The following is a 13078-nucleotide window of genomic DNA, read 5'->3' on the forward strand; positions in this document are numbered from 1 at the left end:
CGGGCGTTTATCACTGTTTCACCGCATAATCACTCCAAAAGTGATTCTGGAGCGCACGAGATGACGGCACTGCGGACGGCAATCGGTCTGATGAGCGGCACGAGCCTGGACGGCATCGATGTCGCGCTGCTGCTCACGGATGGCGAGGCCGTCGTCGAGCGCGGGCCATCCATGGGGCGCCCCTACGATGCCGCCTTCCGCCGCCGCCTGCAAGGTGCCTTGGAGACCGCCAAGGCGATCGACAGACGCGAAGAGCGGCCGGGTGACCTTACGGAAATCGAGCGCGAGCTCACGCTGCGCCATGCCGAGGCCGTCAACGCCTTCCTCGCCGAAAACGACCTGAAGGCCGCCGATATCGACGTCATCGGCTTCCACGGCCAGACCGTGCTGCACCGGCCGGATGCGGGCGTGACGGTACAGCTCGGCGATGGCGGGCTTCTGGCACGCGAGACGGGCATCGCCGTGGTCTATGACATGCGGGCGAACGACATGGCGCATGGCGGGCAGGGCGCGCCGCTCATTCCCGTCTATCACGCAGCACTCGCCGCCGGCCTTTCCCGCTCCACCGGCCGGGCGGTCGTCTTCGTCAATATCGGCGGCATTTCCAACATCACCTTCATCGGCAGCGGCGGCGAGATCGTCGCCTTCGACAGCGGGCCCGGCAATACGCTGATCGACCAATGGGTCGAGGCCCATGCCGGCATTCCCTACGACCAGGGCGGCATGATCGCTTCAGAGGGCCGGGTCGATCCCGACCTCGCCAATCGCTACCTCAGCCACGCCTTCTTCACCGACCCGGTGCGTCGTTCCCTCGACCGCAACGATTTTCGCCCACCGGAGGGCGCGGATGCCAGCCTTGAAGACGGTGCGCGCACGCTGGCCCATGTCACGGCGGCGGCCATCCTGCGCTCCGCCCGCCACCTGCCGGAGCGGCCGAAACTCTACGTCGTCTGCGGCGGCGGCCGGCTGAACCGGGTGATCATGGGCGATCTCGCAGCCCTTGCCGAGGTCGAAGGGGCGGAGGTGGTCGTGGCCGAGGCGGTCAATCTCAACGGCGACAGCATGGAGGCGGAGGCCTGGGCCTATCTCGCCGTGCGCTCTCTCCGCGGCCTGCCGCTCACCTTCCCGGGCACGACCGGCGTCAAGGCCCCCGTCAGCGGCGGCGTATTGCAGAAACCGACCCTTGAAGATTAACGCTTTTTTGGCGGCGGCCTCTTAGCATCGTGGTGGACCATTCCGCGTTTTCCGCACGGGATGCCTATCCAATGTGTCTTGCGTAAGGTGACCGATGAGTGGCGCGGGCTTCCTGATGGCGGCGAACTTTTTCATCGCGCAATGTTTCTGCTTTTTCTTTCTCGCGGTTTCCGTCAGGAGCCGCAATCGCATTGCCGCGCGATGGTTTGCCGGCACCTTTGCCGTCTCGTCGCTTTCCATTGTTTTCGAGTTTCTTCTTGCCAATTTTCCCCCACCGAGGCTCTGGACGGTCCTGGCCTTCGCATCAATACTCGGCGGAGCGTTCATGCTTCGGGTCGGCATCGGTCATCTTTACGGCTTGCAGGCCAATCGTAGGCATCTGGCCGCGCTCTTTTCCGGCTTCGTGATTTTTAACTACGTGATCTACGATCTGCCGCGTGGAACGCTGGTCCATGCTTTCACGTATCAGGCACCGCTGGCTATCGCGGTCGCCTTGAGCGCCTGGGCCGTGTCGCGCGCACGCGCCAATGCCTTCGTTGACCGGATGCTCATCGTTCTGTTGGTCATGACAAGCGTACATTTTCCGCTGAAGGCCGCAATTGCGGTCCATGCCGGGTCCGGCAGCGTGGCCAGTGACTACCTTTCCAGCCGGTTCGCGCTGTACTCGCAAAGCATCGGAGCCGTTCTCATCGTCACCATCGGCCTCGTTCTGTTGTGTGTGCTGGTGCTGGAAATCATGGCGGACGAAAAGGCCAATGCGGAAGTCGATGTTCTCTCCGGCGTCCTGAACCGTCGCGGCTTCGACAATCGCGTCGATGCGTTGATCGTAAGGCAAGGGCCGCATAGCATCGTTCTTTGCGACCTCGACCGCTTCAAGTCGGTAAACGATACCTATGGGCACCAGGGCGGCGACGCCGTGATCCGCGCATTCGGGGAGATGCTCAAGGCGGCGGCACCGACGGGCGCCCTCGTCGCGCGCATCGGCGGAGAGGAGTTCGTGATTTTTCTGCCGCTCACCGGCAAGGATGCGGCCCTTCTCTTCGCGCATGCTCTCCGGGCCGCAAGGGCGGTGTCGCCGGTTCCCGGCCTGCCGGAGGCGCTTCGCGTCACTTCAAGCTTCGGTGTCGCGGAAATCGGCCCAAATGAGCCGCTGCGCTTCGCCATGCGCCGCGCCGACGACGCGCTCTACGCCGCCAAGAATGCCGGGCGCGATTGCGTGCGCGAGGCGGAGTCGCCGGCCGTGGTGCTCGAAGTTTTCAAGCTGGCAAATTGAAGGCAAGAAAAAAGCCCGGTGGCGGACCATCGGGCTTGGTATTCACGTTTTCGGCCGCTCAGCGGATGCGCTTGGCGGCCGGTTCCGGCGTCAGTTCGCCGGCGAGGCGGCGGTCGAGGTAATCCTCGCATTCCGCCATCAGGGTTTCCGTCTGGCTGTTGAAGAAGTGGTTGGCGCCCGGCACCAGGCGGTGCGTGATCAGGATGCCCTTCTGCGTCTTCAGCTTTTCGACGAGACCGTTGACGTCCTTTTCCGGTGCCACCTTGTCCGCATCACCGTTGATGATGAGGCCGGACGACGGGCAGGGGGCGAGGAACGAGAAGTCGTAGATGTTCGGCTGTGGGGCGATCGACATGAAACCTTCGATCTCCGGGCGTCGCATTAGGAGCTGCATGCCGATCCAGGCGCCAAAGGAATAGCCGGCAACCCAGCAGCTTTTCGAATCGGGATGCAGGCTCTGCACCCAGTCGAGCGCGGAAGCCGCATCCGACAGTTCGCCCGCGCCATGGTCGAATTCGCCCTGGCTGCGGCCGATGCCGCGAAAATTGAAGCGCAGCGTCGTAAAGCCGCGCTTCTGGAACATGTAGAAGAGCTGGTAGACGATCTGGTTGTTCATCGTGCCGCCGAACTGCGGGTGCGGATGCAACACGATGGCGATGGGGGCGTTCTTCTGCTTGGACGGCTGGTAACGGCCTTCGAGGCGACCGGCGGGTCCGTTGAAGATGATTTCGGGCATTCTCACTCCGGCAAGTTCGGATTCCAAAACGGATTCTTGTCAACTGAAGTCTTGACGAAACCAGTCAGCTTTTCTAGAACCTAGTTTAGAACCATTCGAAACTGTATGGGCGCATCGGGCGCCGTGAGATTGGTGTCATAAGGCAAGCCCGACGGAAATTTCAAGAAAAATGCACGCCGCTTTGTGAGATGCCCGGCGGGTACGGATAAAGAATGACGAAGACAGAGCGCACATATCTGGACTGGAACGCCACCGCGCCGCTTTCGGCTGCGGCGCGCGAGGCCGTTCTTGCCGCGCTTGATACGGTCGGCAATCCGTCCTCCGTGCACGGCGAGGGCCGGGCGCTACGCATGCTGGTGGAAGCCGCGCGCCGCGACGTCGCCGCCCTGGTCCATGCCGCCCCGGCGCATGTGATCTTCACGAGCGGTGCGACGGAGGCCGCGAACCTCGTCCTGACGCCCCATTACCGCATGGGTCGCACGCCGCTTGCCATCGGTCATCTCTACCATTCGGAGATCGAACATCCGGCGATCCGCGAAGGCGGACGGTTTTCGCGCGAGAAGCTGACATCCATTCCGGTGACGCCGGCCGGTCTGGTCGACCTCGCCGCGCTGGAAACGCTTCTTCAGGGCCACGACAAGGCAAAGGGCCTGCCGATGGTCGCCGTAATGCTCGTGAACAACGAGACGGGCATCGTTCAGCCGGTGAAATCGGCGGCCGAAATCGTGCACCGCCATGGCGGGCTGTTCGTCGTCGATGCAGTGCAGGCCGCCGGCCGTATCCCGGTCGATATCGAGGCGCTGGATGCGGACTTTTTGATCCTCTCCTCGCACAAGCTCGGCGGCCCGAAGGGCGCCGGCGCGCTCGTCTCGCGCGGTGAGGTGCTGATGCCGGTGCCGCTGATCCGCGGCGGCGGGCAGGAAAAGGGGCATCGCTCCGGCACGGAAAACCCGGCAGCCCTTGCCGGCTTTGCCGCGGCGGCGCGTGCTGCCGCTGCCGATTTTGCGGAGCGCAACGCCCGGATCGCCGGCCTGCGCGATGCGCTGGAGGCCGGCATGCGCATGGCGACCAACGACGTCATCATCCACGGCGCGGATATCGAGCGTGTCGCCAACACCTCGTTCTTCAGCCTGCCGGGCCTGAAGTCGGAAACGGGGCAGATCGCCTTCGATCTCGAAGGCATTGCGCTTTCCGCCGGTTCCGCCTGCTCCTCCGGCAAAGTCGGGCAGAGCCATGTGCTGACGGCCATGGGTTTCGATGCGGCCCTTGGCGCCTTGCGTGTGTCGCTGGGGTCAGGCTCTACGCAGGCGGATGTGGACCGCTTTCTTGCGGCCTTCTCGCGTGTCGTCTCACGACGGCGCGCGGCCTGAGGGGAATCTTGCGGAAACTCAAGTTTTCGCTTGCCAAAAGGTGGGAAAGTCCGCCTTTGGCGCCTACATAAGCGGCGGGAGGTCCCGCCAGACGTTGACAAACTGCCGGACCTTGTATCCGGCAAGATTGGAGAACGATATGCCTGCGGTGCAGGAAACGATCGATCAGGTCCGTCAGATAGACGTAGACCAGTACAAATACGGTTTCGAGACGACGATCGAAATGGAGAAGGCTCCGAAGGGGCTTTCCGAGGAGATCATCCGCTTCATCTCGGCCAAGAAGGGCGAGCCCGACTGGATGCTTGAATGGCGTCTTGCGGCCTATCAGCGCTGGCTGACGCTCGAAGAGCCGACCTGGGCGCGCGTCGAATATCCCAAGATCGACTTCAACGACCTCTATTATTATGCCGCTCCGAAGAACCAGAGCGGCCCGAAGTCCATCGACGAAGTCGATCCCGAACTTCTGAAAATGTACGAGAAGCTTGGCATTCCGCTGCGCGAGCAGGAAATCCTGGCCGGCGTGCAGACCTCGAAGATCGCCGTCGATGCCGTGTTCGATTCGGTCTCGGTCGTCACCACCTTCAAGGAAGAGCTGAAGAAGGCCGGCGTGATCTTCATGTCGATCTCGGAAGCCATCCGCGAATATCCCGATCTCGTGAAGAAGTATCTCGGCACCGTCGTGCCGACGTCCGACAATTTCTACGCGACGCTGAACTCGGCCGTCTTCACCGACGGCTCCTTCGTCTTCGTGCCGAAGGGCGTCCGTTGCCCGATGGAACTGTCGACCTACTTCCGCATCAACGAGAAGAACACGGGCCAGTTCGAGCGCACGCTGATCATCGCGGAAGAGGGCGCCTACGTCTCCTACCTCGAAGGCTGCACCGCGCCGCAGCGCGACGAAAACCAGCTGCATGCTGCCGTCGTCGAGCTCGTTGCGCTGGATGATGCCGAGATCAAATATTCCACCGTCCAGAACTGGTATCCGGGCGACAAGGACGGCAAGGGCGGCATCTACAACTTCGTCACCAAGCGCGGCGATTGCCGGGGCAAGAATTCCAAGATTTCGTGGACGCAGGTCGAGACCGGCTCCGCCATCACCTGGAAGTACCCGTCCTGCATCCTGCGCGGCGATGGTTCGCGCGGCGAGTTCTACTCGATCGCGGTGTCGAACGGCCACCAGCAGATCGACAGCGGCACCAAGATGATCCATCTCGGCAAGAACACGTCGAGCCGCATCGTCTCGAAGGGCATTTCGGCCGGCTTCTCCAACAACACCTATCGCGGCCAGGTTTCGGCCCACCGCAAGGCGGAGAACGCGCGCAACTTCACCCAGTGCGATTCGCTCCTGATCGGCGACAAGTGCGGCGCGCATACGGTGCCCTATATCGAGGCGAAGAACGCGACCGCGCAGTTCGAGCACGAGGCGACCACCTCGAAGATCTCCGAAGACCAGCTGTTCTATTGCCTCCAGCGCGGCATCCCGACCGAGGCGGCGATCGCGCTGATCGTCAACGGCTTCGTCAAGGAAGTCATCCAGGAACTGCCGATGGAATTCGCCGTCGAGGCGCAGAAGCTGATCGGGATCTCGCTGGAAGGCTCGGTCGGCTGACCGGGTAAGGAATATCCCGGCGGATTTCCGCCGGGCGGCCGGACAGGTCTTCGATGAAGTTCCCGCGTGATCCGTTATATTAGACGGTGCGGTTCTCATCGGGAGAAGACGACATGGATCCGGTCAATCTGACGTATTATGCCGTGGTTTGCGGTGGACTGGCAGCGTATGCGCCCAATGTTCGGAATTTGGCGGTGCGCACGGTAGTGGGGCTTGGCCTCGGCGGTTTTTCCGCCATGATGCTTCCGGTGGTCCATTTTTTCCTCGGCTTCTGAAACCAAGACGGGAGCGTTTGAGCGCTCCGAACGCAGGACCGAGAAACCATGCTTGAAATCAAGAATCTGCACGCCCGCATCGCCGAAGACGGCACCGAGATCATCCGCGGCCTGAACCTCACCGTGAAGGCCGGCGAAGTCGCCGCCATCATGGGTCCGAACGGCTCCGGCAAGTCGACGCTCTCCTATATCCTCGCCGGCCGCGAAGACTACGAAGTCACCGAGGGCGAGATCCTCTACAATGGCGAGAGCATCCTGGAACTCGACCCGTCCGAGCGCGCCGCCAAGGGCATCTTCCTGGCCTTCCAGTACCCGGTCGAAATCCCGGGCGTCGCCACCATGCAGTTCCTCAAGGTCGCGATGAACGAGCAGCGCAAGGCGCGCGGCGAGGCGGAACTGACGACGCCGGACTTCATGCGCCGCGTCAAGGAATCGGCCGCCGAGCTGAAGATCGCGCCGGAAATGCTGCGCCGTCCGCTGAATGTCGGTTTCTCCGGCGGTGAGAAGAAGCGCGCGGAAATCCTGCAGATGTCGCTGCTGGAACCGAAGCTGTGCATCCTCGACGAGACGGATTCCGGCCTCGACATCGACGCGCTGAAGATCGTCGCAGACGGCGTCAACGCGCTGCGTTCGCCCGACCGCGCCGTCGTCGTCATCACGCATTACCAGCGCCTGCTCGACTACATCGTGCCGGATACGGTCCACGTCCTCTACAAGGGCCAGGTCATCAAGTCCGGCGACAAGACGCTGGCGCATGAGCTGGAAGCAAACGGCTATGCCGACATCATCGATGCTGCTGCCTGAGCACGGTGAAGGAGTGATCTCATGAACATGCAGACAGGCATGAAGCTGTCCGTCGCCGAAACGGCGCTCTGCGAAGCCTACGACCACGCGATCGGCGAACTGCCGGGCGATGGCGCCGTGCTCGCGGCCCGCGACGTGCTGATCAGCGACTTCAAGGACGCCGGCCTTCCGACGCGCCGCGTCGAGGCCTGGCACTATACGGACCTCAAGGCGCTGCTGCGCGCCGTACCGGCCTTCGATCCCGCGGCATCTGCCGCCAGGGTTGGCCCGCTGGTCGAGGGCTCGACGGTGCTTTCGGTCGTCAACGGCGTTGCCGATAGCCGCGCTTCGGCCGACGGCGTGACGCTGCGCACCTTCGCCGATGCGCTCGCCGACGGCACCGCCGCGGAGGGCCTCACCGCCCGCGACAGCGACGACACGATCGGCCGCATCAACGGCGCCTTCGTGCGCGATGGTTTCGTGCTCGATTTCCCGGCCGGGACCGAGCTTGAGGCGCCGCTCGAAATCCAGGCGATCCAGAATGCCGGCCAGACGCACACGCGCTTCCCGGCAACCTTCGGCGCCAACACCAAGGCGACCGTCATCGAGCGCTACCTGGCCGTCAGCGACAACGCGGCCCTGGTGACCTCGGTCAGCGACATTTCGCTTGCCGACGGCGCGGAAATCACCTGGATCATCTTCCAGGGCCAGGGTCTTGCCGATACCCATCTTGGTCAGATCCGCATCACGCTCGGCACCGATGCCAAGCTGCGCCTCTATGTGATCAATGCCGGCGGCAAGCTCGTTCGGCAGGAAATCCACGTCGTGGTGGCGGGTGAGGGCTCGGACCTCATCCTGCGCGGCATCAACCTGCTCGGCGGCGAGACGCACAATGACGTGACCTTCACGGTCGGGCATAACGTGCCGAACACCACGTCGACGGAAGTCATCCGCAACGTGATCTTCGATCGCGCCCGCGGCGTCTTCCAGGGTCAGATCCGCGTGGCGCCCGATGCGCAGAAGACCGACGCGAAGATGTCGTGCAACACGCTGCTCCTGTCGGATGAAGCGGATTTCTCGGCCAAGCCGGAGCTCGAAATCTTCGCCGACGACGTGCAGTGCGGCCATGGCGCGACCGTCATCGATATCGACCACGTTCAGCTCTTCTACCTGATGGCCCGCGGCATTCCGGAGAACAAGGCGCGCGCCATGCTGGTCAACGCCTTCGTCGCCGAGATCGTCGAGGAGCTGGAAGACGAGCCGCTGGTCGAGGCGCTGGAAGGCGTCATCGCCGCCTGGCTCGAGAAGCACGCCTAGTAAAGGACGGACGAGATGGAACACGCTTTGCCCACTGCAGGCTATGACGTCGAGGCGATCCGCAAGGATTTCCCGATCCTGTCGAAGACGGTCTATGGCAAGCCGCTGGTCTATCTCGACAACGGCGCCTCGGCGCAGAAGCCGCAGTCGGTGATCGACGCGATTTCGCATGCCTATTCGAACGAATATGCAAACGTGCATCGCGGCCTGCATTTCCTGTCCAACGCGGCGACGGACGCCTACGAGGCGGCGCGCGAAAAGGTGCGCCGTTTCCTGAATGCTTCCTCGGTCGACGAGATCATCTTCACGAAATCCTCGACCGAGGCGATCAACACGGTCGCCTACGGCTACGGCATGCCGAAGATCGGCGAGGGCGACGAGATCGTGCTGTCGATCATGGAGCACCACTCCAACATCGTGCCGTGGCATTTCATCCGCGAACGGCAGGGCGCCAAGCTGGTCTGGGCGCCGGTGGACGATGCGGGTGCGTTCCACATCGAAGATTTCGAAAAATGCCTGACGGAGCGCACCAAGCTCATCGCCATCACGCATATGTCGAATGCGCTCGGCACCATCGTACCCGTCAAGGAAATCTGCCGCATCGCCCGCGAACGCGGCATTCCGGTGCTGGTCGATGGCTCGCAGGGCGCCGTGCACATGCCGGTGGACGTTCGCGACATCGATTGCGACTGGTACGTGATGACCGGCCACAAGCTCTACGGCCCCTCCGGCATCGGCGTGCTCTATGGCAAGATGGATCGCCTCAAGGAGATGCGTCCCTTCCAGGGCGGCGGCGAGATGATCGTCGACGTGACGGAAGACATCGTCACCTACAACGACCCGCCGCACCGTTTCGAGGCCGGCACGCCGCCGATCGTGCAGGCGATCGGCCTCGGCCATGCGCTCGACTATATGGAAAAGATCGGCCGCGCCGCCATTTCGACCCATGAGGCGGATCTGCGTGACTATGCCCATGAGCGGCTCTCGGCGATCAACTCGCTCAAGATCTTCGGCACGGCGCCCGGCAAGGGCTCGATCTTCTCCTTCGAGCTGGAAGGCATCCACGCGCATGACGTCTCGATGGTCATCGACCGGGCGGGTGTGGCGGTGCGTGCCGGCACCCATTGTGCGCAGCCGCTCTTGAAACGCTTCGGCGTCACCTCCACATGCCGTGCATCGTTCGGCCTGTACAATACGCGCGCCGAGGTGGATGCTCTCGCCGATGCGCTTGATCATGCCCGCAAGTTTTTTGCCTGAGGAGGTGGACCCATGTCCCTCGACGCAACGGAAGACAAGATCGACGTCCGCGACGGCATCGTGCATTCGGCAATCCCCGCCGACGAACTGGCGCGCCTCAGCGACGACGTCATTTCCGCGCTGAAGACGGTCTATGACCCGGAAATCCCGGCCGATATCTTCGAACTCGGCCTGATCTACAAGATCGACATCGAAGACGACCGCATGGTCAAGATCGACATGACGCTGACGGCGCCCGGCTGCCCCGTGGCCGGTGAGATGCCCGGCTGGGTCGAGAATGCCGTCGGCGCGGTCGAGGGCGTGTCCGGCGTCGAGGTCCGAATGACCTTCGATCCGCCGTGGACGCCGGACCGCATGTCGGAAGAGGCTCAGGTCGCTGTGGGTTGGTATTGATCCTTTAATGCGGGGTCACTAGATTTAGATTCGGAAACCGCCGGGCCTTGAACCCGGTCGGCGAAGGAGAAGCGGCCCATGGCCTTTGCAGTTATGAAGCTCACCGATGCGGCGGCAGACCGCGTCAAGGCGATCGTCGACAATGCCGGCGCTGACGCCAGGGGCATCCGCGTCGGTATCAAGAAGGGCGGTTGCGCGGGCATGGAATATTCCATCGACCTCGTGACCGAAGCAAACGCCAAGGACGACCTGATCGAGCGCAACGGTGCGCGCGTCTGGGTCGCGCCGGAAGCCGTGCTCTATCTGCTCGGCACCGAGATGGATTTCGAGGTGACGACGCTGCGCTCCGGCTTCACCTTCCACAACCCGAACCAGACGTCCGCCTGCGGCTGCGGCGAATCGGTCGAGTTGAAGCCCGCCGATCTTGCGGCCCTTGCTGCCGCCGGCCAGCCCACGGTGCGCGCCGGCTGAACCCGGAATGCCGGGGTCGCAGGACTGCAAAACCTCACGACTTTCCTTCGCCGCCGGATTTGCCTAGTCTCCGACGCGCGGCACCCGGATCGGGTGCCGGCGGATCGCCAGGGAGGGGACGCGCGCGATGACCGGCTTTGCCGCGGCACTTTACCAGAACCTGCCCTTTCCGGCCCTGATCGTCGATGCAGAGGCGCGCGTCGTCTCGTTCAATGAGGCGGCTGCGCGCACTTTCGGCTGGAATCGCGATGGCCGGAAGCCCGCTGAATCGGCCGTCATCGACGGACCGGCTCCGGCCGCGATCCTCGCCCGCTACGCGTCTGCCGGGCGCGAGAATGCACACGCCTTTTCCTTCCGTCACGACAACGGCTCGCTCTTCGATGCGACCGCGCATGTGATCGCCGTGCCGGACGAGGGCACCGGCGCCTGTTACGCGCTTCTCCTTCGCAGCCTGCTCTCCGGCGGCAGCCATGGCGAACAGATCCTGCTCGGCCAGCGCTTCGATGCGGCGCTCGACACCATGCCGGAAGGTTTTGCCGTCTTCGACCAGGAGGAGCGGCTGATGATGTTCAACCGGACCTTCAAGGAGCGCTGCGGCCCCGCCAAGGAGAATGTGCGGGTGGGCGCGAGCCTCGAAAGCATCATTCGCGCCAATATCAGGGCAGGCGTCTATACGAATATCGAGGAGGGCACGCCCGAGGCTGAGATGCTGGTGGAAGAACGTCTGCTCGATCACCGCACGCCCGATTCGGGCGGCGCGGTCTTCGCCTATGGCGGCGACCGGTGGATGCGCTCGGAAAGCCACGTCACGGAAACCGGCGATATCGTCGCGCTGCGCGTCGACGTCACGGACCTCAAGCGCGCCGAGGCGGCGCTGGAGGAGAAGCGCCGCGACTATCTCTCGCTGTTGCAGATCCTGCCGGACATGATCCTGCGCTTCGACAAGAAGCTCATGGTGCGTTTTGCCAATGACAAATATGCCAGCCATGTCGGCTCGACGACCGATGCCCTGATCGGCCGCTATCTGCCGGACGTCGCCTGCGCGCCGGAGCAGACGGCCGAGCTGATGAACATCGCGAACTATACGCCCGAGCAACCCATCAAGACGCTGGAAATCTGCATCGACAACCATGACGGCCACGAGATGTGGATGCACTGGACGGCGGTCGCGAGTTTCGACGGGGAAAGCGTCAGCGAGGTCGTCAGCGTCGGCCGCGACATTACCGAGGCGAAGCGCCAGCAGCAGCAGGTGGAGGCGCAGACGAACGAGCTGCGCCGCAAGAACGAGGCGCTGGACCAGTTCACCGCCACGGTCTCGCATGACCTGAAGGCGCCGCTGCGCCACCTCTCCATGTTCGCCGAGATGATTTCGGAAGACCTGCACCGCGGCGAATTTGCCGAACTGCAGCACTATGCCGATCATGTGCGCAAGAGCGCCGTGCGCATGCGCCGCATCATCGACAGCCTGCTCGAATTCTCGCAGATCGCCTATCGCATTACCGCGCCCAAGCCAGTTGCGCTCTCCGATGTGGTGCGCGATGCGCTGGTGCTGCTGGAAGGCCATGTGCAGGAAAGCGGCGGCAGGATCGAGGTCGCGGCCCTGCCGGACATCCAGGGCGATCCGGAGCTTCTGAAGCGGCTGGCGCAGAACCTCATCGGCAATGCGCTGAAATATTGCCGGCCCGGCGAGGCGCCCGTCGTTCGCGTCTATAGCCGGGACAATGACGGCGCCATCGATTTCGTCGTGGAGGATGACGGCATCGGCATCGATCCGCAGCATGTGGGGCGGATTTTTGAGGTTTTTCAACGGCTTCACCGCGATGAATCGGTCTACCAGGGCACCGGCGTCGGTCTCGCGCTGGCGCGCCGGATCGTCGAGAGCCACAATGGCGTGATAGCGCTTGACACGAGCTATGCTCCGGGCGCACGCTTCATCGTGACGTTTCCACATCCGGTGAAATCAAGGGGGAACGATCGTGGCAAGCCTGCTTAGGAAGCTGATCGTCGTCGATGACGACCCCGTGGATGTGCGCTTCGTGATGCGCGCCTTCAGCGATGCCGGCAGCCCCATCGAGATCACCCATGTCGCCGATGCGGAAGTCGCCAGCGACCGGCTTGCGACGGAAGCCTTCGATTATATCCTGCTCGACATCAACATGCCCGGCACCAACGGCATGGACCTGCTCAAGCGGCTGCGCGGGCGCACGCGCACGGCGGTGACGCCGGTGATCATGCTGTCCTCCTCCTCGAACACCTCCGACGTCAACAGCGCCTACGAAAACGGCGCCAATGCCTATGCGGTCAAACCCTCGACGCTCAGCGGCTACCGCGATTTCGCGGAAGGTTTTACCCGCTTCTGGGTGGACGTCGCCGTCTCGCCCTGAGCCTTTCCCTCCCTGC

13 protein-coding genes are annotated in these 13078 nt (G+C 63.2%); 12 read left to right on the forward strand and 1 reads right to left on the reverse strand.

Annotation, left to right across the window (positions count from 1 at the left end; all coding sequences use genetic code 11):
* Nucleotides 1–60: 60 nt before the first annotated feature.
* Together AC1Q6Z_RS23780 and AC1Q6Z_RS23785 are read left to right on the forward strand one after the other, a co-directional pair.
* Nucleotides 61–1194 (forward strand): anhydro-N-acetylmuramic acid kinase, encoded by a 1134-nt coding sequence (locus tag AC1Q6Z_RS23780; protein WP_492649523.1) that lies wholly within the window; start codon nt 61–63, stop codon nt 1192–1194.
* Nucleotides 1195–1288: 94 nt separating this feature from the next.
* Nucleotides 1289–2467 (forward strand): GGDEF domain-containing protein, encoded by a 1179-nt coding sequence (locus tag AC1Q6Z_RS23785; RefSeq protein ID WP_492649524.1) that lies wholly within the window; start codon nt 1289–1291, stop codon nt 2465–2467.
* Between the two features lie 58 nt (nt 2468–2525).
* Here the strand turns inward: AC1Q6Z_RS23785 and AC1Q6Z_RS23790 are convergent, their stop codons facing one another.
* Complete coding sequence (locus tag AC1Q6Z_RS23790; RefSeq protein WP_256115757.1) at nt 2526–3203, reverse strand: alpha/beta hydrolase; 678 nt, start codon at nt 3201–3203, stop codon at nt 2526–2528.
* A gap of 212 nt (nt 3204–3415) precedes the next feature.
* Here AC1Q6Z_RS23790 and AC1Q6Z_RS23795 point away from each other — a divergent pair, with 212 nt between their 5' ends.
* The 10 genes from AC1Q6Z_RS23795 (at nt 3416) to AC1Q6Z_RS23840 (ending at nt 13062) form a co-directional block, all read left to right on the forward strand.
* A complete protein-coding gene (locus AC1Q6Z_RS23795) occupies nt 3416–4573 on the forward strand; it encodes a cysteine desulfurase family protein (RefSeq protein WP_492649525.1) in 1158 nt (385 codons plus the stop codon).
* A gap of 139 nt (nt 4574–4712) precedes the next feature.
* Nucleotides 4713–6182 carry a Fe-S cluster assembly protein SufB gene (sufB, locus tag AC1Q6Z_RS23800; protein WP_256115759.1) on the forward strand — a complete coding sequence of 490 codons (1470 nt, stop codon included), beginning with the start codon at nt 4713–4715 and terminating at the stop codon, nt 6180–6182.
* Nucleotides 6183–6295: 113 nt separating this feature from the next.
* A complete protein-coding gene (locus AC1Q6Z_RS23805; protein ID WP_256115760.1) occupies nt 6296–6457 on the forward strand; it encodes a hypothetical protein in 162 nt (53 codons plus the stop codon).
* Between the two features lie 48 nt (nt 6458–6505).
* A complete protein-coding gene (gene sufC, locus AC1Q6Z_RS23810) occupies nt 6506–7261 on the forward strand; it encodes a Fe-S cluster assembly ATPase SufC (protein WP_256115762.1) in 756 nt (251 codons plus the stop codon).
* 21 nt (nt 7262–7282) lie between these two features.
* Nucleotides 7283–8557, forward strand: a complete 1275-nt coding sequence (sufD, locus tag AC1Q6Z_RS23815) for a Fe-S cluster assembly protein SufD (RefSeq protein ID WP_492649526.1) — start codon at nt 7283–7285, stop codon at nt 8555–8557.
* A gap of 15 nt (nt 8558–8572) precedes the next feature.
* A complete protein-coding gene (locus AC1Q6Z_RS23820) occupies nt 8573–9814 on the forward strand; it encodes a cysteine desulfurase (RefSeq protein ID WP_435265493.1) in 1242 nt (413 codons plus the stop codon).
* A 12-nt stretch (nt 9815–9826) separates the two neighbouring features.
* A complete protein-coding gene (locus tag AC1Q6Z_RS23825) occupies nt 9827–10207 on the forward strand; it encodes an SUF system Fe-S cluster assembly protein (protein WP_256115767.1) in 381 nt (126 codons plus the stop codon).
* A gap of 78 nt (nt 10208–10285) precedes the next feature.
* Nucleotides 10286–10678 (forward strand): Fe-S cluster assembly scaffold SufA, encoded by a 393-nt coding sequence (gene sufA / locus AC1Q6Z_RS23830; protein WP_319321513.1) that lies wholly within the window; start codon nt 10286–10288, stop codon nt 10676–10678.
* A gap of 127 nt (nt 10679–10805) precedes the next feature.
* On the forward strand, nt 10806–12671 hold the full coding sequence (locus AC1Q6Z_RS23835; protein WP_492649527.1) for a PAS domain-containing sensor histidine kinase: 1866 nt from the start codon (nt 10806–10808) through the stop codon (nt 12669–12671).
* Nucleotides 12655–13062, forward strand: a complete 408-nt coding sequence (locus AC1Q6Z_RS23840) for a response regulator (RefSeq protein WP_256115770.1) — start codon at nt 12655–12657, stop codon at nt 13060–13062. Before AC1Q6Z_RS23835 ends, AC1Q6Z_RS23840 begins: the two co-directional genes overlap by 17 nt.
* Nucleotides 13063–13078 lie beyond the last annotated feature (16 nt).

The organism is Shinella sp. GW835-FHT14H05 (assembly GCF_058793575.1).